Here is a 24,938-nt window from a genome sequence, read left to right as displayed (position 1 = left end):
GGCCGGGCGGGAATCGGTCTCTTGGCGCAGCGCGCCTCGGAAGAAAGCACTAGGACCCACGACCGCTCCTCCGCCGAACCGCGTCACGCCGACCGAGGCGAACGTCGTCAGCGCAGGTGCTGGTTCAGGAAGGAGATGACGGTGTTCCAGGTCGGGGTCACCGGACGGACGGGTGTGGAGTGCCCGCCCCGTGCGGCCTCCTCATAGGCGCCCTCGCGGGTCGCGTCGTCGGTGAGCATTTCGAAGAGCGTGCCGTGGGCCGCCTTCGGGAAGGAGATCATGCGCGCGTCGTGTCCCGTGGCGGCCAGCTTCTCGTACAGCAGCCGGCCCTGGTGGTACGGCACGAGGGCGTCCGGCTCACCGTGGAGGATCAGCGTCGGCGGGACGGGCCGCTTGCCGATGTAGGTGAGGGGGTTGGCGGCGGCGACCTTGGCGGGCGGGCACTCCGTGATGGTGCAGCCGAGCAGCCTCGACTCGGGGGAGCGCGGGTCGTTGTGGCAGCCGGTGATCCCCATGATGGCGTTGAACTCCTCGCAGTTGTCCGGCATGTGCGCGTCCATCTGAAGGAAGTCGGTCGGCGGGTAGAAGGGGACGGCGGCCTGCACGGCACTGGAGGGGCCGCTGACGCCGACGTCGCCTTCCAGCTCGGGGTTGTTGCTGGTGACGGCGGCCATCGCGGAGGTCCAGCCGCCGGAGGAGTCGCCCATGATCGCGAAGCGCTCGGGGTCGAGGTTGTACGTCCTCGCGTGGGCGCGCAGCCAGCGGATGGCGGCCTTGATGTCATGGAGCTGGGACGGGAATTGGGCCTGGGAGCTGGAGCGGATGGACACACCGGCGACGGCGTACCCGGCCGGGTTGAGTTCGGCGGCCACCTTGTCGGCGTCCCGGCGTCCGTTGTCCGCCAGCCAGGCGGAACCGCGCGTCGAGATCACCAGCGGGACGGGCTTCTTGGACCGGGGCACATACAGGTCGAGCAGATGGCCCTCGGTGCCGACGGGCTGAGCGGGCGCGTAGGCGAGGTCCTTGGTGACCTGCACCTTGGGAACGGGGGCCGCAGCCCCTGCGGGGGCCGGGGTGGCGGCCCCCGCAGCCGTGACGAGGGTCGCCGCCGCGGCCACCGCCGCACCTGCCGCCGCCACCGACCGCGCCAGGGGAACGCGCCCTGAGCGCGACCGTCCTGATTTTGATCGCGTGCCCAGAACCATCGTGCGGTCTCCTCTTCGAGCGGGGGTCGGAGTCAGGGAAGGGAAAGGAGATCGAGCAGCTGAGCGTCAGGCGTCCGGGGCGCCCGCGCCCGCCGTGGCCGCGACGGGGACCGCGGCCGGTGCGTCGCTCCGGCCGATCCGCCGGGCGAGGGGCACGAGGGCGATCGCCACCGCGCCCACGAGCCCGGCCAGGGCGAACGTGGTGAAGCCCCAGCTCTGGTTGCCGCTCGTGGCGAGCACGCCGATCAGCCAGGGACCGACGACGGCGCCGGTACGGCCAACTCCGGTGACCCAGCCGAGACCTGCGGCCCGCTCGCTGTCGCGGTAGACGGTGTTGGTGGCGGCGTAGACCATGACCTGCGCGCTGAACAGCCAGACGCCGGTGAGGGCGACGACCGCGTAAGTCGCACCGAGCGGAAGGTGGTTGCTGAGGAGCAGGGCCCCTGCGGCGGTCAGCACGAACCAGATCGCCGACACCCGCACCGGACCGAACTTGTCGGCGGTACGGCCCGCGATGAGCAGGCCGACGATGCCGCCCGCGTTGATCACCATCAGGAAGCTGACCGAGGAGGACAGCCCGTATCCCTCGGCGCGCATCATCTGCGGCAGCCAGGTGCTCACGCCGTAGACGAGGAGCAGACCGCAGAAGGAGGCCAGCCACAGCAGCGGGGTGGCCCAGCGCGACTCGGGGCGGAAGAGTTCGCGTACGGCGGCCAGGCGGCCCGCCGCGCCGGCGGCCGGGGCGGCGACCGCGGTGGGCCGGGGCAGCCCGTAGCGGTCGGCGACCGCGTCCGCCTTCTCACGCTCGCCGCGCGCCAGCAGCACGCCCGGCGACTCCGGCAGCAGCTTCACCAGCAGCGGTACGGCGATCACGGCCGGCAGGACGCCCGCCCAGAACACCCAGCGCCAGCCGGCAGCCGGGGCCAGCGTCAGCCCGAGCCCGGTCGCCGCCATGCCGCCGAAGTGGTACGAGGTCATGAGCAGGCCGGTGGTGAGGGCGGCCCGGCGCGGCGGCGCGAACTCCATGACCATGGCCAGACACAGCGGCATCAGACCGCCGAGGCCCAGTCCGGAGACGAAGCGGCCGAAGCCGAACAGGCCGATGCCGCCGGCCACTGCGCAGACCGCCGAGCCGACCGAGAACAGGGTCACGCTGGCCACGAGCATCAGCCGCCGGCCCAGCCAGTCGGTGAGGTTTCCGGCGGTGAGCGCGCCGATGAGCATGCCGAAGGTGGTCCAGCTGCCGATCGTGCCCGCACTGGCCGGGGTCAGCCCGAGCCCTGAGTCGTCGAGCATGTGCGGCATGACGGCGCCGTAGATGTTGACGTCCATGCCGTCGAAGAAGACGGCCAGCCAGCACAGGGCCAGGACCGGGAACACGGTGCGGAACGTCTGTGAGGGACGGGGTGCGCCGGACGCGGGGGTGGAGTTCATCTTCGTCCTTGAAGCTGAGGGGGGAGCCTCGAACACAGAGGCAGCAGCGGCAAGACGGGCAGCGGGGGCGCCCTTCTTCACCTAGCAGTCCACCTGCCATCGTTCGCCTGGTGAAACTTGGTTCACCCTTGCCTGGCCAAGAGTGTCGAGGCAGGACGGGCGAGTGTCAATGGCGGTGACGGGGGTGCGCTGCCGGCACACCCGTCAGGTCCGTTTCTCGGCCGCCGAGGCGCGAGCGGTTCACGCCAGGGCGCGTGGTCCCACCCGCGGCAGTCGTGCGACAACGCCCGTCGGCTCAGGACAGCACGCGGTAGGTCACGTGCGTGACCCTGCTCGCCGACCGCGACCTCACCTGCTCCAGTTTCAGCGGCGGAACGCCTTCGAACAGCCGCGTGCCGGCGCCGAGCGTGAGCGGCACGATGTGCAGCCGCAGCTCGTCGATCAGGCCGGCGGCGAGGTACTGGTTGATGGTGGTCGCGCCGCCATGGACCGAGACATCGCCGTCACCGGCCGCCGCGCGCGCCTGTGCCAGTGCCGACGCGATTCCGTCGGTGACGAAGTAGTACGTGGTGCCGCCGTCCATCGGCTCCGGCTCGCGCGCGTGGTGAGTGAGCACGAACACCGGCGCATGGAACGGCGGATCGTCGCCCCACCAGCCGTTCCACTCCCGGTCCCACTCGCCGCGCACGGGGCCGAACATGTTGCGCCCCATGATGAACGCATGGGCGGCGGTCATCCCCTCGACCTCGGCCCGGTTCTCGTCGGGAGTGTCGAACATCCAGGCGTGCAGCTTGTCGCCCGAGCCGTCACCGCCGTCGTCGCCGAACGGGCGCTCCTCGGTCTGGTTGAGCCCGGCCGAGTAGCCGTCCGCCGAGATCGTGATGTCGCAGATCACCCTGCCCGTGCGCTTGGTCATTACCCTCTCCTCTTCCTAGCGGCCTCCGCCTGCTTCGCGGTGACCTTCCTGTCAAGCGTCGGCACGAAACAGACAATGCATGACGCAGAGCCGATCCTGCACTCATCGGCGCGAGCCGGCACAGGGTGAGGACGAGACCGATGGCCCCACTCGTCCGCCCGGTCGGCCAGGAGCCGGATCGTGCGGTGGACGTTTCCTCGTGCAGGTGGTGCCCGGCGTCCGCATGGGCGATGACGCGGTCCGGCGTGCCCAGCAGGGTGCGGACGTGGGCCGTGCGCAGTCCCGGCGGGGGCGTCTCCCGCCAGGTCTCGGCCATCTCCGCCCGGCGTGTCGCCCTCGTCGGCACCGGCGACCGGCCGTACCCCCGCAGATCCGGTACGACGACCCGGAACCGGAACCGCCCGGCCAAGGCCCCCGCGTGCGGGGACCGCTCCCGCCGCGAGAGAGCCAAGGGGGGCACGGGTGACCACGCCGGTGCCGGCGCCCCCTCCAGGACCGCCAGCGGGCGGGGCGCCCGTTCCCGCGCAGGACGTGTCAGCGGGCGGGGCAGAGGCCTTGCCGCTGGGGCGGTCGCGCTGGTCGTCCGCGGATCGCGGGCTGCTTCGATCAGGAACATCCAGCCCTCGGCCTGACGCTGCGCCAGAACGCGATGATGAGAGGTCTTTCAGCCGTTTATGGATTCGACGCCAGAACCTGTGAGGGCCGTCAGAGCCCTCCTCGGCGGGTTGTGCCGCGGCCCCGCCGAGCGTCGGCCTGCTCAGCGGCCCGGCAGCTTTTGATGCCGCCGCCCACCGACACGATCAAGTCGTTCGCCTCGTCGTCCGGGTCGATCACCCCGCCCGCCTCGAGCACCCGCGGCGGCACGCCGTAGTGCACGAACGGCGGGCGATCGTTGCCGAACTGGGCGCTGCAGAAGGCCCGTTGAAGCTTGTCTTCCACTACCGCGCACAAGCCGCGGCGTGGGCCGGGTGAGCTGCTGGAGAGCGCGGCGGAGTCAAGGCCTCCGCCGGCGGTGACCGATTGATGGATCAAGTCTCAAAGCTTGAACACAAATTCCACACATCCTCTCTTCATACCGGCCCCGATGGTCTAGATTGACCGTGCTTCAGCTGTTCGGACACGAGGCGACCAGTAAGGATCCATAGGTCCGACGCTACGAAACGCCTGCAGTCGCATCCCCGACGCAAGACGTTGGGGTGATCAATTCTTGGAGCCCGAGAGGAGGCCTTGGGTACGGGGAGAACCCGAGGTTTCGACGGGTTGCCACGCACCTCGAGGGTCTGGCAGGACTTGCGAGTCCGCTGCCGCCAGGGCGGGTTGTTCAAGTAGCTCTGAAATAGCCGGATGTCATGAGCGGGAGGCGGGGGCCTCCCGCGGGGAGGAACAGCGCGGCGCGGGAGGCGGGGGCCTCCCAAGGGGCGGGACAGTACGGGGGGCGGGGGTCTCCCGGGGGGAGGAATCGTGTTGGGCGAACACGTCGAGCCACTGGGGACCTGGGGGGTTCTGTGCGGCAAGGGGGAATAGTCAGCCCGTTTCCGTCGGCGGGCGGGCGTCTGGCGAACGGGGCGATCAGACAGCCTGCGATCGACTGGGAACAGCGGTACCGCCGTACCGTGATCATCAGCGACACCGTGGTCACCGCCTTCGTGGTGGCGGCGATCGGCGAGTTCTTCGGGGCCCGGGACGCGGCCAACTGGCATGAGAAATGGGGCATCCTCGCGTTCGGCACCGAGCTGCTGGTGCTGGGGGCGCTTGCGGTGAGCCGGGCGTGGGCTCCGGCCGTGCTCGGCCAGGGTGCCGAGGAATTCCGCCGGCTCGGGCGCTCACTGTTCACGGCGACCGTCGTACTGGCACTCGGCGGGATCGCCCTCACCTCGCGCAACATCAAGCTCTGGATCTTCGTCGCGATACCCGCGATCGCGCTCGTCACCATGACCGCGCGGTATCTGCTCCGCCTCGGGCTGCACAAACAGCGCAAGGAAGGACGGTGCCTGAGACCGGTGCTCGCCGCCGGGAGCCCGGCGACCGTGCGCGACCTGATCATCCGAACCCGCAAGTTCCCGCACATCGGCTGGCGGGTGGAGGCGGTGTGCACGACGGACGGTCGGGGGCTCGACGGTGACCAACTGGACGGAGTGCCGGTCGTCGGCCGGCTGACGGACGTCGCCAAGCACGTCCACCACGAGGGCTACCGTGTCGTCGCGGTCACTCCGGACCCGCACTGGTCACCTGACCGGCTGCAGCGGCTGGCCTGGAACCTCGAAGGCAGCGACGCCGAGATGGTCGTGGCCCCCGTGCTGATGGAGGTGGCCGGCCCGCGGCTGCACGTCGACGCGGTGCTGGGGATCCCGCTGCTGCGGGTCAGCATGCCGACCTTCACCGGGGGCCGCCGCGCGGTCAAAGGGGTCGTCGACCGGATGGGCGCGGCGATCCTGCTGATCCTCTTCGCGCCGCTGATGGTGCTCGTCGGGCTGCTCGTGCTGATGGACAGTCGGGGTGGGGCGTTCTACCGCCAGCGCAGGGTCGGCAAGGACGGCCGCGAGTTCACCATTCTCAAGTTCCGCACCATGGTCGCCGGGGCCCACGGGGCACGTGCCGAGCTGGCCGACCGCAACGAGGGTGCTGGGCTGCTGTTCAAGCTCCGCCGGGATCCGCGGGTGACCCGGGTGGGAGCAGTGCTGCGCCGGTACTCGCTCGACGAGCTCCCGCAGCTTTTCAACGTGCTCACCGGATCGATGTCGCTCGTCGGTCCGCGGCCTCCGTTACCGGAGGAGTCCGCTGCGTACGGCCCCGACATCCGGCGGCGGCTGCTGGTCAAGCCCGGACTCACCGGCCTGTGGCAGATCAGCGGACGCAGCGACCTGTCGTGGGAGGAGGCGGTCCGGCTGGATCTGCGGTACGTGGAGGACTGGTCGCTCGCCCTGGACACAGTGATCTTGTGGAAGACGCTGCGTGCGGTGCTCTACGGCCAGGGGGCCTACTGATGCGCGGGGGTCTGCAACTGGACGGTCCCGCCGACGCGCGGACCGCAGGCCGCAAGGGCCTGCCTGGGGGGAGGAACGAGTCATGAGAGTCAGCGTTTTCGGGCTCGGCTACGTGGGCTGTGTGTCGGCCGCGTGCCTGGCCAGCATGGGCCACGAGGTCATCGGGGTGGACGTCAACCAGGTGAAGGTCGACCTGGTCAACGACGGCAAGGCCCCGGTGGTCGAGGAGCGGATCGGCGAGCTCATCGCCGACGTCGTGCGGACCGGAGCATTGCGCGCCACCAAGGACGTCCGCGAGGCGATCATGGACAGCGAGGTGTCGCTGATCTGTGTGGGTACGCCGTCGGAGCCCAACGGCAGCCTGTGCACCACCTACTTGGAGCGGGTCACCGAGGAGATCGGCGCCGCGCTGGCCGAGCGGGGCGGGCGGCACACCGTCGTGTTCCGCAGCACCATGCTCCCGGGCACCTGTCTGAACCTGTTGGTGCCGATCCTGGAGAAGTACGTCGGCGGCACGGCCGGGGTGGACATCGGGGTCGCGGTCAACCCGGAGTTCCTGCGCGAGGGCACGAGCGTGCGGGACTTCTTCGACCCGCCCAAGACCGTCATCGGCGAACTCGATTCGGCAAGCGGCGACGCGGTGCTGGCGCTGTACGACGGCTTGCCCGGCGAGGTGTTCCGGGTGCCGGTCCCGACGGCCGAGGCCATCAAGTACGCGGACAACGCGTTCCACGGCCTCAAGATCGGCTTCGCGAACGAGCTGGGCGCGGTGTGCCAGGCGCTCGGGGTGGACTCGCACCAGGTGATGGACGTGTTCCTGGCCGACCGCAAGCTGAACATCAGCCCCGCCTACCTGCGGCCCGGCTTCGCCTTCGGTGGCTCCTGCCTGCCCAAGGACCTGCGCAGCCTGGTGTACGCGGCGCAGCGGGCCGATGTCTCGGTGCCCATCCTCTCCCACGTGCTGCCCTCCAACGCCGACCATCTGCAGCGTGCGGTGGAGCTGGTCGAGCGCACCGGCAAGCGCCGGGTGGGAATGTTCGGGCTGTCCTTCAAACCCGGCACCGACGACCTCCGCGAGAGCCCGCTCGTCGAGCTGGCGGAGAGGCTCCACGGCAAGGGGTACGACCTGCGGATCCACGACGCCAACGTGAGCCTCTCCCGGCTGATCGGCGCGAACCGCGAGTACATCGAAACCCGGCTGCCGCACCTCGCGCAGCTGCTCGCGGAGTCCGTCGACGAGGTGCTCGAGCACGCCGAGGTGTGCCTGGTCGGAACCAGGGATCCAGCCGTGCTGTCGGCGCTGCCCCATGGCGACGGCCCGGTGATCGTCGACCTCATACGCCTTCCCGACGCCGAGACGCGTCGGGCCGAACCGGGGTACGTGGGCCTTGCTTGGTAATGCGACCAGCGGCGGGGGGTCGAACCGCCGCGCGCTGATTCTGGTGGAGAACCTGTCGGTGCCGTTCGACCGGCGGGTGTGGCAGGAGTGCACGACGCTGCGCGACGCGGGCTGGGAAGTGCACGTCATCTGTCCCCGGGGGGAGAAGCGCGACACGGAGCCGGAGGCGGTGATCGACGGGGTGCGGATCCACCGCTACCCGTTGCGCGCGGCCACCGGAGGCCCGGCCGGCTACCTGAAGGAGTACGGAACGGCGTTGTGGCACACGGCCCGGCTGGCCCGCAAGGTCGGCCCGGTCCACGTGGTTCACGCCTGCAACCCGCCCGACCTGCTGTTCCTGGCGGCACGGTGGCTCAGGCGGCGCGGCGCGCGGTTCGTCTTCGACCAGCACGACCTGGTACCCGAGCTGTACCTCTCCCGGTTCGACCGCGGCAAGGACCTGCTCTACCGCGCCGTGTGCGCGCTGGAACGGCGGACCTACCGGGCCGCGGACATCGTGCTCGCCACGAACGAGAGCTACCGGGACGTCGCGGTGAGCCGTGGCGGCCGGCGCCCTGAGGACGTCTTCGTGGTGCGCAGCGCGCCCCAGATCGAGCGGTTCCAACCGGTGCCGCCCGAGCCGGAGTTGAAGCGTGGCAAGCCTCATCTGCTGTGCTATCTGGGCGTCATGGGCCCACAGGACGGCGTCGACTACGCCTTGCGGGCCCTCGCGAAGCTGCGCGACGAGTTCGGGCGGACCGACTGGCATGCGGTGTTCGTCGGCTCCGGCGACGCCTTCGACGCGATGGTGGAGCTGTCCCGGCAGCTCGGGCTATCCGAGCAGGTGCAGTTCACCGGCCGCATTCCGGACGCCGACCTGGTGCGCTACCTGTCCACCGCCGACGTGTGCCTCTCCCCCGACCCGCGCAATCCGCTCAACGACGTGTCGACCATGAACAAGGTCCTGGAGTACATGGCGATGGGCCGGCCGATCGTCTCGTTCGACCTGAAGGAGGCACGCGTCTCCGCCGGTGACGCCGCCGTCTACGCGCCCGCCAACGACGAGGCCCAGTTCGCCAAGCTCATCACGGTGTTGCTGGACGATCCGGAGAAGCGGGACCGGATGGGCGAGATCGGCCAGGAGCGGATCAGCGGGCAGCTTTCCTGGCGGAACTCGCAGGCGTCGCTGCTCGCCGCCTATGCCGCCGCGTGCGGGGACCGCGGTGCGGTGCCGGCGAGCGGTCCGGTGCGCACAGGGAAGAAGAGGCAGCGCAGTTGAACGAAGACACCATCCGCCTCGTCACGATCGGGCGGATACTCCGTCGGCGGTGGCGGCTTCTGACCGTCCTCGCCGTGGTGGGCGCACTATTCGGCTACGGCACCTCGGTGCTGGTGTTCCCGCCGCGATACACCGCGTCGGCACCGGTACTGCTGCCAGGCATCTGGGAGGAGCGCGAGCTGCTCACCCAGGTGGACATCGCCACCAGTTCGGCGGTGGTCGGCCGTGCGGCCGCCGCTCTGCACTGGACCGACGTCAGCGACGCCGAGCTGCGGGACAACGTGAGCGCCAAGGCCCGCCGACGGGAACATCATCACGATCTCCGGTACGGCCGACACCCCAGAGCGCGCGCAGCGGCTCGCCGACCGAGTGGCCCAGCAGTTCGTGCAGTACGCCGCGCAGATCGCGGGCAGCGGCACCGACTCCGCGGCGGCCGCGGAGACCGAGGCGCTGCGGAAGCAGGTCGCGGACACCAACCGCCGCATCAGCGACCTGGCCAAGGCTGCCGATCCGGGACAGACCGTGGAGAGCGTGCAGGCCCGCACCGCGCTCGAGAACCTGCGCACCTCGCTGGAGGCGGCCATGAAGAAGCTCGACGAGGCCGGCCCGGCGAGCAGCAAGGCAGGCATGGTGGTCATGGGGCCGGCCACCCGGCCGACCGGCGAGGCGCCGCCGACGAGGATTCAGCTCATCGTCGGCGGGGCGCTGCTGTTCTTCCTGCTCGCGGTCATCGGCCATCTCGTCGCCGCACGGATGAACCGCCGACTGCGCACCGAACCGGAGATCGCCGCGGCGCTGGGCTCGACGCTTCTCGGCACCGTCGACGTGCCCGGTGAAAGGCGCGCGCAGGGGCCGCAGGACGGGGGCCCACGAGCCCGGATCCGCCGGCTCCTCGGCATCGACACCCGGTGGGACGTACCGGCTCCGGAGAAGTCCGGCGACGAGGCCGGCAGACGGCTCCGCTACCGGCGGGTGTGCGCTCGCCTGAGGAACCAGCTGCCGGCTCCCCGGCGGCTGCTGGTCGTCGTACCGGACGGGGACGAGACCGCCCGCCGGGCCGCCGGGCAGCTCGTCGCCGAGGCCAAGGGCGATCCGCTGCTGCGAGTGGTGGAGGTGTCGGTGGACCGGCCGATGGTGCCGGACCGCGACACCGAGAACGGTGCCCTGGTGGTCCTCAGCGCGGGCAGCTGGACCGCGGAGGAGCTCACGGGCGTCGCCGAGGCGTGCGCGGACGGCAGGCACGAGGTCGTCGGCGTCGTCCTCGCCGGCACGGTCGAGGCCCGCCCCGCGCGGTCCGCCGACCAGCTTCCGGACGACGCCACTCTGACGTTCGCGGTGCCCGGCCGCGCGACGGGAGGTTCGGCGTGAGCACGAGCACGACTTCCAAGTCGCCGGCCGCCGCTCCGCTCCTCGACCTGCAGGCGCTGGTGGTGGCGGTGCGCAGGCGCCGCCGCCTGTGGTGCACCATGGCGCTTCTGGGCTTCCTGGCCGGTGCGGCCGTGGCGGTCCTGATGCCACCGCCGCCGAGCGCGATGACCAAGGTGCTGGTCGCGCACGCGGAGGACCAGCCGAACGACACCGGAACGCTGATCCGTACCGACGTCGCGGTGCTGCAGACCACACGGGTCGCCGACATGGCCCTGAAGTCCCTCAAGTCCCCGGAGAAGCCCGAGGACTTCATGAAGGACTACCGAGGCACCGGCCTGACCAACAACCTGCTGCAGATCGATGTGACCGCCGATACCGAAACGGAAGCGGTGGCCCGGGCCAAGGCGCTGGCCGACGCGTTCGTCACGGACCATGTGACGCGGATGCAGGAAATCGCGAAGGCCGAGGCGAAGGCCCTGCTCGACCAGCGTGACCGCACGCGGCACGAGCTCGCCCAGGTCAACGAGGCGATCGGGGACCAGCCCCCGGACAGCGACCCGAAAGCGTCGGCGAGCATCGAGTCGCTCTTCGCCCGCCGGGCCGAACTCAACTCGCGGATCGCCGACTTCGACCAGCGCGCCGCGGATGCGCGTACCGGCACGCCCAGCGTCATCGCCGGCACACAGATCGTGGACGCACCGCGCGCGGTGCGACACTCCCTGCCCAAGGCCGCCGTCACCGACGCCGCGATCGGGCTCGTCCTCGGGCTCGTCGTCGGGCTCGCGCTGGCCGCGGTCGGCACGGTGGTGGCGGACCGCCCCGTGCTGCGCCGGGACATCGCGGCGAACCTGGGCGCCTCGGTCATCGCGGAGCTGCCCCACAGGTCGGGCAGGCTGTGGCAGCGCCGACGGACCCGGGTGGCACGCGAACGGCTCACCGCGTCCCTGGCGCGCACCGTCCGCGGCTCCGCGGAACCGGTGTCGCTGCTGGAACTGGGCTGTGCGCGCAGCACGAGCGTGATCGCGCTGAACGTCGCCAGGGCACTGTCGGCCGAGGGGCCCGTGGCCGTCATCGACGGTCTGCCCGGCTCGCAGCTCTCCGGCCGCCGCCAGAAACCAGGAGACCCCACCGTAGTCAGCGGCGAGCAGGCCACGGCCGTACCGGGTCAGGGGCATCTGATCGGCGTCGGCTCGGTCGCACCCGGCACCGCGTGGACCGACCTCCAGTACCTCGGCACCCAGACCGTGCTCGTGGTGCGTGCCGGGCACGGCAGCGCCGCATGGCTGCACACCGTGGCGCGGCAACTCGCCGACCAGCGCATTCCGGTGATCGGGGTGGTGCTGATCGACCCCGATCCGCGGGACCGGACCGACGGCACGCTGTGGGACGGGCTGCAGACCGCGCTGCGCGGCCGCAGCGAGCGGCCGGACCGGCAGAACCTGACGGGCCGGCGGCAGACCGAGCGGCTGCCGGCGTGGGCCGCGCAGGGCGCGGACAACGACCAGGAGGCGCGGTAGCACATGTGTGGCATCGCAGGTACTTACCGATGGCCGGACGGGAAAGCCGTGACCGACCGGCTCACCGACACCCTCGCCCACCGCGGTCCGGACGGGGCGGGCCGGTACGGCCACCCCGTCGGTGACGGCGAAGTGCAGCTCGGGCACCGCCGGCTGGCCATCATCGACCTGTCCGAGACCGGCGCCCAGCCGATGGTCTCGGACGGCCTCGCCCTGACATACAACGGCGAGCTGTACAACGCGCCCGAGCTGCGTGCCGAGCTGGCGGCCGCCGGGGTGCGCTTCCGCGGTACCTCCGACACCGAGGTGCTCCTGGAGGCCTGGCGGCGCTGGGGCACGGACTGCCTGCCCCGGCTGCGCGGCATGTTCGCGTTCGCCGTCTTCGACGAGCGAACCGGTGACCTGGTGCTCGCCCGCGACCAGCTCGGCATCAAGCCGCTGTTCCTGCTCCGGCGCGGCGAGGGTCTGGTGTTCGCCTCCGAGCTCAAGGCGCTCGCCGCCGCGACCGGCGGATCGCTGGAGGTGGACCATGCGGCGCTGGTGGCCTCGCTGCTGTACTACTGGGTGCCGGACTCGCGGTGCGCGTACCGCGAAGCGGAGAAACTGCCGCCGGGGAGCTGGCTGAGGTGCCGGCCCGACGGCCGGGTGGAGCGCGGCCGGTACTGGCACCTGAAGGACGTCGCCGCCGAGGGCCGGGAGCGGGCCCGGGCCGGCGAACAGCCGGACCTCGCTGCCGTCGTCGAGGAGTCGACCCGTCAGCACCTGCTCTCCGACGTACCCGTGGCGACCTTCCTCTCCGGCGGTCTCGACTCCAGCTACCTGACCGCGCTGGCGGCCCGCGACCGGCCCGGGATCTCCGCGTACACGATCGGGTTCCGCGCCGAGGACGCCAGGTTCGAGGCGATGCCGGACGACCTGCGCTATGCCCGGCAGGTGGCCGAGCGGTTCGGCGTCGACCTGCACGAGATCGAGATCGCCCCGAACGTGCTCGACCTGCTGCCGCAGATGACGTACCACCTGGACGAGCCGATCGGCGACCCCGCCGCGATCAACACGTTCCTGATCTGCTCGGCGGCCCGGGAGGCCGGGGTCAAGGTGATGCTCTCGGGGATGGGCGCCGACGAGCTGTTCGCCGGGTACCGCAAGCACCTGGCCAACCTGCTCGCGCTGCGCTACCAGCGCGTCCCGCGGCCCCTGCGGCGCGGGGTGTCCGCGGCCGTGGACCGGCTGCCGGTCGCAACGAGCCGCCGGGGGTACCGGTCGGTGCGCTTCGCGAAGCGGTTCCTCTCCTTCGCCGATCTGCCGGAGGAGACCGCGTTCCGGCGCAGCTACACCATGTACGACCAGGACGAGCTGCTTGCCCTCATCGATCCGGACCTGGCCGGGACGGTCGACGACGTGCTGACCGAGCATGCGGACACCTATCAGGACAACGACCTCGACGACTTCGTCAACCGCATGTGCCTGGGCGACGCCCGGATGTTCCTGCCGGGCCTGAACCTCGCCTACACGGACCGGTCGAGCATGGCCGCGTCGACCGAGGTGCGGGTGCCGTACGTGGACGTCGAGGTGGTCAAGGCGGCGTTCGCCGTGCCAGGTGATCGCAAGATCGTCGGACGGCAGGGCAAGGCCGTCCTCAAGGAGGCGGCCACCTCGATCCTGCCGCGGGAGATCGTGTACCGGCCCAAGGGTCTGTTCAGCGCCCCGCTGCGCGCCTGGATGAGCCGGGATCTGGCACCGCTGGTTCGCGAGGTGGTGAACGACGGCGTGCTCGTCAATTCAGGGCTCCTGCGCCGCGACGCGCTGGCGCGGATGGTCGCCGAGGACGCCGCCGGGCAGCGGGACTTCTCCAAGCATCTGTGGCATGTGCTGACCCTCGAGTACTGGTATCGCGACGCGACCTCTGGGTCCGGCCAGAGCACTCGGCAAACGGCTTAGGAATCAGAGGAGTTCGGGTGAAGCAGGTCGTACAGAACTACAAGAGCGGCGAGCTGGCGGTGCTCGACGTGCCGGTGCCGGGGTGCAAGCCGGGCGGTGTACTGGTCCGCACCGCCTACTCGCTGATCTCCACCGGCACCGAGATGATGAAGGTGTCCGAGGCCGGCATGTCGATGCTGGGCAAGGCCCGTTCCCGGCCGGACCAGGTGGCCAAGGTCATGCAGAGCGTGGCCACCAACGGGGTGCCCGCCACCTACCGCAAGGTGATGGGAAAGCTGGACTCCTACACGCCGCTGGGCTACTCGCTGTGCGGGGGGGTCGAGCAGGTCGGCGCCGGGATCGACGACGTGAAGGTCGGCGACCTCGTGGCCTGCGCCGGCAACGAGCACGCGTTGCACGCCGAGCTGAACTGGGTGCCGAAGAACCTCTACGCCCCGGTGCCGGACGGCCTCGCGCCACGGCACGCGGCCTTCGGCACCGTCGGGTCGATCGCGATGCAGGGCGTCCGCCAAGGCGAGCCGCAGCTCGGCGAAGTGGCACTGGTCATCGGCCTCGGGCTGATCGGGCAGCTGGTGGTGCAGCTCCTCGCCGCCTCGGGAGTCCGCGTCGTCGGCGTCGACCCCGACCCGGTGCGCTGCGAGCTCGCCGAGCGCCTGGGCGCCGTGGCCTGCGGCGATCCCGAGTCCGCGGCGGTGGAGGCTTCCGTCGCCGAACTCACCGGCGGTCACGGCGTGGACCAGGTGTACCTGGCCGCCGGCGGCGGCAGCAATCAGCCCGTCGAGCTGGCCGCCCGGCTCTGCCGGGACCGTGGCCGGGTCGTCGACATCGGCAAGTGCCGCCTGGACCTGCCATGGAACGCGTACTACGAGAAAGAGCTCGACGTCCGGTTCTCCCGCAGTTACGGCCCCGGGCGCTACGACCCGGAGTACGAGCTCGAGGGGCGCGACTACCCGATCGGCTACGTGCGCTGGACCGAGCGCCGCAACCTGGCGTGCTTCCTCGATCTCCTCGCCCGCGGCAGCGTCGACGTGGAACCCCTGGTCTCCCACGTCGCCGACTTCGATGACGCGGTCGAGACGTACCAGCGCCTGAAGGACGGCGACCTGAAGGCCGTGGCCGTACTGTTCCGGTACCCCGAACCCACGGGGGAAGCGGAGGAAACGGCGGCCCCGGCGGTGGCCGTGCCCGAGGTGAAGCGACCCAGCGGCGGAGCGTCCGCCCCTGCCCGGGCCGCCAATTCGCCGGTGCGCCTTGCGTTCGTCGGCGCGGGGAACTACGCGACGTCGATGCTGCTGCCGCACCTGGCACAGCGCGACGGCGTCGAGTTGTCGACCGTCGTCACCACGACGGCGCTGTCCGCGGCCAACGCGCAGCGGAAGTTCGGCTTCGCCGAGGCGACCACCGATCTCGACGCCGTGCTCGGCGACAAGTCCATCGACGCGGTGTTCGTGGTCACCCGGCACAGCTCGCACGCCGAACTGACCCGAAGAGCACTGATGGCCGGCAAGACCGTGTTCGTGGAGAAGCCGCTGGCGCTCACCGAGGACGAGCTGGCCGGAGTGCTCGCGGCGGTGGAGGAGTCCGGCAACGACCGGCTGCAGGTGGGCTTCAACCGCCGGTTCGCGCCGCTGCTCCAGGAGGCCAAGAACAGGTTCGGCGCCCGGACCGGTCCGGCGAACCTCCGCTACCTGGTCAACGCGGGCCGGCTGCAGCACGGCAGCTGGTACCTCCAACAGGGCACCGAGGGGTCGCGGTTCGCCGGCGAGGGCGGACACTTCATCGACACGGCTAGCTGGCTGCTCGACGCGGACCCGGTCTCGGTCTACGCGACCGCCACGTCCGGCCACGAGGACCTGCAGGTCGTGCTGCGCTACCCGGACGGGTCCACCGCCACCATCAGCTACGTCACCACCGGCCCGTCCGGTTTCCCCAAGGAGACCCTGGACCTGGTCGCGGACGGCCGTGCGCTGCGGCTCGACGACTTCGTGCGTGCCTCGGTGTACGGCCGTAAGAAGTGGGTCAGTTCGCGGCTGCCCAAGGCCCGGGACAAGGGCCAGAACGCCGAGCTGGCCGCGTTCATCAAGGCGGTTCGGACCGGCGGGCCGATGCCGGTGCCGCTTCAGTCGCTGGTCGCCACCACGGCGGCCACCCTCGCCGTGCAGGCCGGCCTGGCCGGCGGTGCGCCGGTGACGTTGGCGAGCGCGCGATGACCATGAGCGCGGGCTGGTACCTGCGGCGGCTGTCCCGGATGGGACCGCAGGAGGTCGCGGGCCGGGTGGGCGACGCGGTGCGCAGGCGGCGGTGGCGGTCGGCGCGGCCGGACTGCCCGAGCGTGACCGGCGCCCGGTTCACCGCGGTCCTGCCCGCGGGCACGATCGCCGCCGTAGCTCCGGACGCCGCGAAGCGTCTCGTCGCCGAGGCGGACCGGCTGATGGACGGGCACGCCGAGTACTTCGGAGTGGTCCGCGACGACCTGGCCGACCCGGACTGGTGGTGCGACCCGAGGACCGGGCGCCGGGCTCCCTCGGGCTACGCCTTCGACGTGCCGTACCGGAGCGAGGACGCGGTCGGGGACATCAAGCAGATCTGGGAGCCGTCCCGGCACCAGTACCTCACCCAGCTCGCCGCCGCCTACGCGATCACCGGGGACGAGCGGTACGCCGAGCGCGTGGCCGAGCACCTGCGGTCGTGGTGGGCGGCCAACCCGCCGCTGTGCGGCGTCCATTGGATCAGCGGCATCGAGCTGGGCATCCGGCTGCTGTCCTGGGTGTGGATCCGCCGGCTGCTCGAGGGCTGGCCGGGCGCGTCCGGGCTGTTCGAGGACAACCCGGTGGCGCTGAACCAGATCTGGCACCACCAGCGCTGGCTGGCCGCCTTCCCCAGCCGGGGCTCTTCGGCGAACAACCACGTCATCGCAGAGGCCGCCGGGCAGTTGGCAGCGGCCTGCGCGTTCGACTGGTTCCCCTCGTCGGAGCGTTGGCGGACCGGCGCGCTGCGGTCGCTGGAGCGGCACCTGCGCGGCAACACCTACCTCTCCGGCCTCAACCGCGAGCTGGCCACCGAGTATCACGGACTGGTGCTGGAGCTCGGTCTGGCCGCGGTGGCCGAGGCGGATGCCGCAGGCGTGCCGGTCCCCGCGACCGTCCGGCTGGTGCTGCTGCGGATGACCGACGCGCTCGCGGCCGTCGTGGACAACCGGCTCCGGCCGCCGCGCCAGGGGGACGCGGACGACGGGCACGGTCTGATCGTGGACGGCGCGGGCACCGACCGCTGGGCCTCGCTGCTGGCCACCGGGGACGCCGTGTTCGGCCGGCTCGCCTGGTGGCCGGCGGTGACCGGCACCGACGTGCGCACCCCGCTGCTGGCCGCGCTCATCCGGCCGTACCCGAACAAGGGAACCGCACCGGCCGTGACCCGCCCGGCAAGCCGACCGGCCCAATTCGCCGACGCGGGCATGACCATCCTGCGCGGTCCGCAAGAGATCTGGTGCCGCTGCGACGGTGGTCCGCACGGCTTCCTGTCCATCGCCGCGCATGCCCACGCGGACGCGCTGTCCGTGGAGGTCCGGCACGACGGCGTCGACGTGCTCGCCGACCCGGGGACGTACTGCTACCACGGGCAGCCCGAGTGGCGGCAGTACTTCCGGTCGACCCTCGGCCACAACACCCTGCAGCTGGACGGCGGCGACCAGTCCGTTTCCGGCGGCCCGTTCCTGTGGACCCGGCATGCCCGCAGCCGTGTCCTGGTCTCGGACACATCCGGCGAGGGGGTGGCCCGCTGGTGTGCCGAGCACGACGGCTACGAGGGCTCCGTGCACCGCCGCCGGGTGGAGCTGGCGGCCGAGAGCCAGGAGCTGAGGGTGGTGGACGAGGTGCGCGGCCCGCGCCGGGCCGTACGCCTGGCGTTCCACCTCGGCCCGGCGATCGCCGCGGACCTGGTGGACAACCGGGCACAGCTCACCTGGACCCGGGACGGCGAGGACCGCTCCGCGGTGCTCGACCTGCCAGGACAGCTGTCCTGGCAGGCACATCGCGGCGAGACCGACCCGCCCCTGGGCTGGTACTCCGCCGGATTCGGACGCAAGGAACCCACCACCACGCTGGTCGGCACCGGCTTCAGCGACGGCGCGGAGGGCTTCACCACCGTGCTCAGGTTCCGCGGCTAGGGAGGGAGGAGGACACGTGGGGATCAAATGGCGGGACTGGGCGGTGCCGGCGGCGGCGCTGGCCCTGCTGGCGGCGACCGGCTGTACGAGCATGCCGGGCGCCCGCGCGGCGGAGCCGACCGTTGCGCCATCCACGTCCACTTCCGCGGCCAAGGCCGTGGCCCGGGTGTGTGCCAAGCCCGCGGCCGGGCCGGCGAAGGCACCGGCGGGCGCGGTGACGGTCGACCCCGCGGTGGTCGGTGACTTGGCAGCGAAGACCAAGAGCAGCCCCCCGAACACCACGTTCTGGCTTCGACCGGGCAAGCACAGGCTCGATCCGGACCGCTACGCCCAGGTCATCCCCAAGCGGGGGAACCGCTACCTCGGTGCGCCGGGCGCGGTGCTCGACGGCGGGAAGAAGAACCAGTACGCGTTCAGCGGCAGCGCCCGCGACGTCGCCATCCGCTATCTGACCGTCCAGCATTTCGTGGCCCCGATGGACGAAGGCGTGGTCAACCATGACTCGGCCGACGGGTGGGTGATCGAGCACGCGACGATCCGGGACAACTCCGGCGCCGGGCTGATGGCCGGTGCCCGCCAGCAGGTCCGCGCCAGCTGCCTGCGCGACAACGGCCAGTACGGCATGAACGCGTACAAGGGCAAAGGCCGTATCAGCGGCCTGGTGGTCGAGGGCAACGAGATCGTGGGCAACAACACCGGCGACTGGGAGCGGCGGCGGGAGGGCTGCGGCTGCACCGGAGGCATCAAGTTCTGGGCCGTCGACGGCGCCGACGTGCGCGGCAACTGGGTGCACGACAACCGCGGAACAGGGTTGTGGGCGGACACCAACAACAATGACTTCCGCATCGAGAACAACGTGATCGAGGCCAACGACGGTGCCGCGCTGATCTACGAGATCAGCTACAACGCGGTCATCCGGAACAACACGATCCGCCGGAACAACTGGGTCGAGGGCCGCAGGGCGGCCGACCACGGCGACAACTTCCCGTTCGCGACCGTCTACTTGTCCGAGTCCGGCGGCGAACCACGGATCGAGGCCCGCACCGACAAGATCGAGATCTACCGGAACGTGCTGGAGGACAACTGGTCCGGGATCACCCTGTGGGAGAACGCCGACCGGTTCTGCAACAGCCCGGCCAACACCTCGTCCGGTGACTGCACGTTGCTGGTGAAGAAGACCGCCGGCTGCGCGAAGTCGGCGATCGCGAAGGCACCCCTCTACGCCGACTGCCGGTGGAAGACCCAGTGGGTGGACATCCACGACAACCGCTTCGTGCTGGACAAGTCCGTCGTCAAGTGCACGGCGAAGTGCGACCGCATGGCGGTGCTGTCCAACTACGGCACCTATCCGGACTGGTCGCCGTACAAGGGCGAGAAGGTCGCCGACGCGATCACGCGCAAGCAGCACAACCGCTGGCACGACAACGTCTACGTCGGACCGTGGAAGTTCGTCGCCCACGACCCGAGCCGGGTGCTCGACTTCGAGAGCTGGCAGGGCATGCCCTACCAGCAGGACACGGGCAGCGCCCTCGACCCACGGGCCGGTGGTTGAGATGGAGGCGGAGCGCACGCCGAAGATCGTCGGAGTGGTCTGGGGGCTGCTGGTCCTCAACACGCTCGGCTCGGCCGGGGCGAAGACCATCGTCCCGCTGCCTCGTTCCCTCATCCAGCTGGTCACCATGGGGGCGCTGGTCGCCGCGTTCACGCTGGCGCTCGCGGTCAATCTCCGGCTGCGCATCCGAGCCAGTGCGTACGTGCTCCTGCTCACCCTGCTGCTGGTGACGAGCCTGATCTCCAGCGTGCAACTGGAGTCCGGGTTCGGTGCGCTGTTCCGCTGCTTCCGGCTGACTCTCTTCGTCTGCACGCTGTGGCTGCTCAGCCGCTGGTGGGACGGCAGCCTGACGTTCGTACGGCACCACATCCGGATGTACTTCGCGGTGCTCGGGTCGGTGGCCGCCGGCCTGGTCGTCTCACCGGGCGCGGCCCTGCCCGACCTCTACGGCGGGCGCCTCGTCGGCGCGTTGTGGCCGCTCACCCCGCCGCAGATCGGCCAGTACGCCGCGGTGATCACCGGGCTCACCGTGCTGCTGCTCCTGGGCCGCCGGACCGACAGGACCAGTGCGGCGGTGGTCATCGTGCCGTCACTCGTCCTCCTCGGGCTGACCCATACCCGGACGGCCACGCTCGGCCTGATGCTCGGGCTGGTGTTGGCGATCGGCTCGCTCCTGCTCACCAGTGCCGCGGCCCGCCGCTTCTTCACCTGGGCGGTGGTGTGCGCCACGGTGGCCGCAGTGGGGTTCGCCTCCATGCTGCAGGCGTGGTTCCTGCGCGGACAGAGCAAGGAGAACTTCTCCAGCCTCACCGGTCGGGCCAAGGTCTGGGACGCCCTGCTGGCCGCGCCCCGGTCGACCGGGGAGAAGTTGTTCGGCGTGGGGCTGGGCGACAAGTCGTTCGGCGGGCTGCCGATCGACAACAGCTGGCTGGCCGTCTACAACGAGCAGGGCCTGATCGGCGTCGCCCTCGTCGCGGCGATCATCATCGTGCTGGGCGGCGTCGCGTTGCTGCGGCCACCGTCGCTGCAGCGGGCCTGCGCGATCTTCCTGATCAGCTACTGCGCGATCGCGTCGTACACCGAGGCCGGACTGGGCGACGCCTCGCCGTATCTGCTGCACCTGGCCCTGGCCGCCTCGCTGTTGGCGGCGCCCGCCGCGGCCACTGCCCTCGCGACGCCCGAAGTCCCTCGACAACGCATCCCGCGATGGGCCCAGAGATCGGAGGTGAGGTGAGCATGCGCATCCTCGTGGTGCACAACCGCTACGCCTCGGCACAGCCGAGCGGCGAGAACAAGGTCGTCGACCAGGAGGTGGAGCTGCTGCGCGCGGCCGGCCATCAGGTCGAGGTGTTCGAGCGGCGCAGCGACGACATCGCCGGCCGGTCCCTGCTGGGCAAGGTCGCGGTGCCGCTGCTCGTGCCGTGGAACCCGGCGGTCCGCACGGAACTCGCCACCCGGCTCCGCGCCGAGCGGCCGGACGTGGTGCACGTCCACAACGTCTTCCCGCTCCTGTCGCCGGCGGTGCTGGCCGCCTGCGCCGACGCCGGCGTGCCCGCCGTCGCCACGCTGCACAACTACACCCAGGTCTGCCCGCCCGGCACGCTGCAGCGGGACGGCCGGCCGTGCACCGAGTGCGTCGGGTCGTCGGCGCCGCTGCCCGCGGTCCGGCACGGCTGCTACCGGAACTCCCGGCTTGCGACGGTGCCGCTCGCGGTCAGTCTGTCGGTCAACCGGCGGCGGTGGTGGTCCGGCGTGGACCGGTTCTTCTGTATCTCCGCGGCGCAGCGCGACGTCCTGGTGCAGGCCGGCATGCCGGCCGAGCGACTGGCGGTCAAGCACAACTTCGTGCCCGACCCCGATGCCCGCCGATCGGGCGCCGGGGAGCATCTGCTCTATCTCGGCCGGCTCGCGGAGGCCAAGGGCGTTCGGCTGCTCATGGCCGCGTGGGACGAGATCGCCGCGAACGGCGGTGTGGGCGTGCCGCTCGTCATCGCCGGCACGGGGCCGCTGGAGCGAGAGGTGACCGCCTGGGCCGCGGGCCGGGACGACGTCCGCTACGTCGGCCTGTACGACCCGGCTCAGTGCCGTCAGGCCATCGCGCGGTCGGTCGCCGTGGTGGCTCCCTCGACGTGGCTGGAGGCGTTCGGCCTGGTGGTCGTGGAGGCGATGGCGGCCGGGGTCCCGACCGTCGCCGCCGGGCACGGCGCCTTCGTCGAACTCGTCGAGGACGGTGTGACCGGGCTGCTGCACCGGCCGGGCGAGGCCGCCTCGCTCGCGTCCTGCATACGCCGGATCGCGGCCGAACCGGGCCGCAACCGGGAGATGGGCCAGGCGGCCCGGCGCCGATACGAGCAGGGCTTCAGCCCGGCCGTCGGCCTGGAGCGCCTGGTGGAGGGGTACCGCACCGCGATCGCGGGTCGGTCCGGCGGCGGGGACAGCCCGCCGCCACTAGGAAACGGAAACGCTGACTCGCGGCGGGGGGCCCGCGCGAGCAGGGGGGATGGGGACAGTAGATGACACGATGCCGACTCTGCGGCTCGGAAGCCATGGCGAGCGTCGTCGACCTCGGGGCGACGCCACCATGTGAGAGCTTTCTCGCCGCGGACCAACTGGACCGGGCGGAACCGGCGTACCCGCTGCACCTGCGGGTCTGCACCGACTGCTGGCTGGCGCAGATCCCGCCGCTGATCACGCCGGAGGAGACGTTCAGCGAGTACGCGTACTTCTCCTCCTTCTCGACCTCCTGGGTGGAGCACGCGCGCACGTTCGTCGCCGACGCCGCGGCGCGGGTGGGTCTCGGCCCCGACGCCTTCGTGGTCGAGGTCGCGAGCAACGACGGGTACCTGCTGCGGCATGTGGTGGACCGCGGGATCCGGTGCCTCGGCATCGAGCCGTCGGTGAACGTCGGTGCCACGGCGCGGGACGCGGGTGTGCCCACGCTCACGGAGTTCCTGAGCCCGGACACCGGCTCGGCCGTCCGCGCCGAGCACGGCCCGGCGGATCTGGTCGTGGCCAACAACGTGTACGCGCACATCCCCGACGTGGTCGGGTTCACCCAGGGGCTGCGCGCCCTCGTCGCCGACGACGGCTGGGTCTCCATCGAGGTGCAGCACCTGCTGACCCTGATCGAGGAGAACCAGTACGACACGATCTACCACGAGCACTTCCAGTACTACACGGTCGCGTCCGCGATCCGCGCGCTGGCCAGCGGCGGACTCACGCTCGTGGACGTCGAGTTGCTGCCCACGCACGGCGGCTCCATCCGGCTGTGGGCCCGGCCCACCGAGGTGGCCGGCGAGCCTGGCCATCGGGTGGCCGACGTGCTGGACCGGGAGAAGGCCGCCGGGCTGCAGGATCTGTCCGGGTACACCGAGTTCTCCGCCCGGGTGGCCAAGGTGCGCCGGGACCTCCTCAAGTTCCTCATCGAGGCGGCCGAGCGCGGCGAGACGGTCGTCGGTTACGGCGCCCCGGGCAAGGGCAACACTCTGCTCAACCACTGCGGCATCCGGCCCGACCTGCTCCCGTACACGGTCGACCGCAACCCCTACAAGCACGGCAGGTTCACCCCGGGGACCCGTATCCCGGTCCTGCCGCCCGAGCAGATAGCCGCCGACAAGCCGGACTACGTGCTCGTCCTCCCGTGGAACCTGCGGGCCGAGCTGGTCGAGCAGCTGTCCTTCGTGCACGACTGGGGCGGTCGGCTGGTCTTCCCCATCCCGGAACTGAGCATCGTCGAGGTCGCGTCGCGAAAGGTCACAGCATGAAGGTCGTTCTGTTCTGCGGCGGTTACGGGATGCGGATGCGCAGCGGTGCCGCGGACGACGTGCCCAAGCCGATGGCGATGGTCGGCCCCAGGCCGCTGATCTGGCACGTCATGCGGTACTACGCGCACTTCGGGCACACGGAGTTCATCCTGTGCCTCGGCTACGGCGCCCACCACATCAAGGACTTCTTCCTCAACTACGAGGAGACGACGTCCAACGACTTCGTGCTGCGGGGCGGGCAGACCGAGCTGCTGTCCACCGACATCTCGGACTGGACGATCACGTTCGCGCAGACCGGCATCGAGTCACCGATCGGGGAGCGGCTGCGCCGGGTGCGCCACCACCTGGACGGCGACGAGATGTTCCTCGCCAACTACGCCGACGTCCTCACCGACGCCCCGCTGCCGGAGATGATCGAGAAGTTCGCCGCGCGCGACGCGGGTGCGTCGATGATGGTGGTGCCGCCGCAGTCGTCGTTCCACTGCGTGGAGTTGGGCGAGGACGGACTGGTGGGCGGCATCACCGCGGTGAGCGAACTGCCGCTGTGGGAGAACGGCGGCTACTTCGTGCTCCGCCAGGAGGTCTTCGACCACATACCGGAGGGCGGGGACCTGGTCGCCGACGGATGCGCCCAACTGGCCAAGCGCGGGCGGCTGGTGGCGCACCAGCACCGCGGCTTCTGGAAGCCGACCGACACCGTGAAGGAGCGGGCCGCGCTCGATCACGCCTACGCCCGCGGCGACCGCCCGTGGGCCGTGTGGGAACGGGACAACGCCGGGGTGAGCGCGTGATCCGGCTCGGGGCCGGGCGCCCGGACCGGATCGTCGCGGTGGGCGCGCACTGCGACGACATCGCCATCGGCGCCGGCGGCACGCTGCTGACGCTGTGCCACGCGCGGCCGGGTATCCGTATCGACGCGCTGGTGCTCTCCGGCGGTGGCAGCGAGCGGGAGCAGGAGGAGCAGGCCGCGCTCGCCGCCTTCTGCCCGGGCGCCGACCTGCGGCTGACCGTGCACAAGCTGCCGGACGGCCGGCTGCCCGTGCACTGGGAGGAGGCCAAGGCGGCGGTCGAGGAACTGCGAGGGCAGACCGAGCCGGACCTGATCCTGGCCCCGCGTACCGACGACGCGCACCAGGACCACCGCGGCCTGGCGCAGCTGATACCCACCGCCTTCCGCGACCACCTCGTGCTCGGCTACGAGATCGTCAAGTGGGACGGCGATCTCGGCCGTATGGCGGCGTATCAGCCGCTGTCGCCGGAGATCGCCGAACAGAAGGTGCGCCTGCTGCAGGAGCACTACCCCTCGCAGCGGCACCGGCCCTGGTACGACCGGGAGGCCTTCCTCGGCCTCGCGCGGATCCGCGGCATCGAATGCCACGAGCGATACGCCGAAGCGTTCGCCGTCACCAAACTCACGCTCAACCTGGGGGGTTGAACC

At 71.1% G+C, this 24,938-nt stretch carries 17 protein-coding genes and 2 pseudogenes; 14 read left to right on the top strand and 5 right to left on the bottom strand.

Annotation, left to right across the window (positions count from 1 at the left end; translation table 11 throughout):
- Window positions 1-107: 107 nt before the first annotated feature.
- From AB5J49_RS35925 to AB5J49_RS35905, 5 genes and pseudogenes are all read right to left on the bottom strand, one after another.
- Window positions 108-1,139, bottom strand: a complete 1,032-nt coding sequence (locus tag AB5J49_RS35925; protein WP_369173015.1) for an alpha/beta hydrolase fold domain-containing protein — start codon at window positions 1,137-1,139, stop codon at window positions 108-110.
- A 132-nt stretch (window positions 1,140-1,271) separates the two neighbouring features.
- On the bottom strand, window positions 1,272-2,639 hold the full coding sequence (locus AB5J49_RS35920; protein ID WP_369173014.1) for an MFS transporter: 1,368 nt from the start codon (window positions 2,637-2,639) through the stop codon (window positions 1,272-1,274).
- A gap of 295 nt (window positions 2,640-2,934) precedes the next feature.
- Window positions 2,935-3,555 carry a dihydrofolate reductase family protein gene (locus AB5J49_RS35915; protein ID WP_369173013.1) on the bottom strand — a complete coding sequence of 207 codons (621 nt, stop codon included), beginning with the start codon at window positions 3,553-3,555 and terminating at the stop codon, window positions 2,935-2,937.
- Between the two features lie 458 nt (window positions 3,556-4,013).
- Window positions 4,014-4,171, bottom strand: a pseudogene (locus AB5J49_RS35910) (translation initiation factor IF-2); the annotation flags it as partial.
- Between the two features lie 89 nt (window positions 4,172-4,260).
- Complete coding sequence (locus tag AB5J49_RS35905) at window positions 4,261-4,587, bottom strand: hypothetical protein (RefSeq protein ID WP_369173012.1); 327 nt, start codon at window positions 4,585-4,587, stop codon at window positions 4,261-4,263.
- Window positions 4,588-5,060: 473 nt separating this feature from the next.
- Between AB5J49_RS35905 and AB5J49_RS35900 the strand changes: the two genes are divergently transcribed.
- The 14 genes and pseudogenes from AB5J49_RS35900 to AB5J49_RS35835 all read left to right on the top strand — a co-directional run bounded on the left by AB5J49_RS35900 (window position 5,061) and on the right by AB5J49_RS35835 (window position 24,935).
- Entirely contained in the window at window positions 5,061-6,539 is a 1,479-nt protein-coding gene (locus tag AB5J49_RS35900; RefSeq protein ID WP_369173011.1) for a sugar transferase, read from the top strand.
- An 82-nt stretch (window positions 6,540-6,621) separates the two neighbouring features.
- Window positions 6,622-7,938: a nucleotide sugar dehydrogenase gene (locus AB5J49_RS35895; RefSeq protein WP_369173010.1), complete on the top strand. Its 1,317-nt coding sequence runs from the start codon at window positions 6,622-6,624 to the stop codon at window positions 7,936-7,938.
- Complete coding sequence (locus tag AB5J49_RS35890; protein ID WP_369173009.1) at window positions 7,928-9,196, top strand: glycosyltransferase family 4 protein; 1,269 nt, start codon at window positions 7,928-7,930, stop codon at window positions 9,194-9,196. Before AB5J49_RS35895 ends, AB5J49_RS35890 begins: the two co-directional genes overlap by 11 nt.
- Window positions 9,193-10,564 (top strand): annotated as a pseudogene (locus tag AB5J49_RS35885) (Wzz/FepE/Etk N-terminal domain-containing protein). The gene AB5J49_RS35890 and the pseudogene AB5J49_RS35885 overlap by 4 nt, the downstream one beginning before the upstream one ends.
- Window positions 10,561-12,081, top strand: coding sequence for a Wzz/FepE/Etk N-terminal domain-containing protein (locus AB5J49_RS35880; protein WP_369173008.1), 1,521 nt, complete (start codon window positions 10,561-10,563; stop codon window positions 12,079-12,081). Before AB5J49_RS35885 ends, AB5J49_RS35880 begins: the two are co-directional and overlap by 4 nt.
- Window positions 12,082-12,084: 3 nt before the next feature.
- Window positions 12,085-14,019, top strand: a complete 1,935-nt coding sequence (asnB, locus tag AB5J49_RS35875) for an asparagine synthase (glutamine-hydrolyzing) (RefSeq protein WP_369173007.1) — start codon at window positions 12,085-12,087, stop codon at window positions 14,017-14,019.
- 17 nt (window positions 14,020-14,036) lie between these two features.
- The gene (locus tag AB5J49_RS35870; RefSeq protein ID WP_369173006.1) at window positions 14,037-16,229 is read left to right on the top strand and encodes a bi-domain-containing oxidoreductase; all 2,193 of its coding nucleotides are present in this window, start codon (window positions 14,037-14,039) and stop codon (window positions 16,227-16,229) included.
- On the top strand, window positions 16,226-18,184 hold the full coding sequence (locus AB5J49_RS35865) for an alginate lyase family protein (protein WP_369173005.1): 1,959 nt from the start codon (window positions 16,226-16,228) through the stop codon (window positions 18,182-18,184). Before AB5J49_RS35870 ends, AB5J49_RS35865 begins: the two co-directional genes overlap by 4 nt.
- Window positions 18,185-18,200: 16 nt before the next feature.
- A complete protein-coding gene (locus tag AB5J49_RS35860; RefSeq protein WP_369173004.1) occupies window positions 18,201-19,736 on the top strand; it encodes a right-handed parallel beta-helix repeat-containing protein in 1,536 nt (511 codons plus the stop codon).
- A gap of 1 nt (window position 19,737) precedes the next feature.
- A complete protein-coding gene (locus tag AB5J49_RS35855; protein ID WP_369175368.1) occupies window positions 19,738-20,970 on the top strand; it encodes an O-antigen ligase domain-containing protein in 1,233 nt (410 codons plus the stop codon).
- Between the two features lie 2 nt (window positions 20,971-20,972).
- Window positions 20,973-22,253: a glycosyltransferase gene (locus AB5J49_RS35850; RefSeq protein WP_369173003.1), complete on the top strand. Its 1,281-nt coding sequence runs from the start codon at window positions 20,973-20,975 to the stop codon at window positions 22,251-22,253.
- Window positions 22,250-23,500 carry a methyltransferase domain-containing protein gene (locus AB5J49_RS35845; RefSeq protein WP_369173002.1) on the top strand — a complete coding sequence of 417 codons (1,251 nt, stop codon included), beginning with the start codon at window positions 22,250-22,252 and terminating at the stop codon, window positions 23,498-23,500. Before AB5J49_RS35850 ends, AB5J49_RS35845 begins: the two co-directional genes overlap by 4 nt.
- Entirely contained in the window at window positions 23,497-24,291 is a 795-nt protein-coding gene (locus tag AB5J49_RS35840; protein ID WP_369173001.1) for a glucose-1-phosphate cytidylyltransferase, read from the top strand. Before AB5J49_RS35845 ends, AB5J49_RS35840 begins: the two co-directional genes overlap by 4 nt.
- Window positions 24,288-24,935: a PIG-L deacetylase family protein gene (locus AB5J49_RS35835; protein WP_369173000.1), complete on the top strand. Its 648-nt coding sequence runs from the start codon at window positions 24,288-24,290 to the stop codon at window positions 24,933-24,935. The genes AB5J49_RS35840 and AB5J49_RS35835 overlap by 4 nt, the downstream gene beginning before the upstream one ends.
- The last annotated feature ends 3 nt before the right edge of the window (window positions 24,936-24,938 follow it).

It is taken from the genome of Streptomyces sp. R28, assembly GCF_041052385.1.
In the GTDB taxonomy this organism is placed as follows: domain Bacteria; phylum Actinomycetota; class Actinomycetes; order Streptomycetales; family Streptomycetaceae; genus Streptomyces.
Note: the sequence above shows the minus strand (reverse complement) of the source record. Positions and strands in the feature narration are given on the sequence as shown.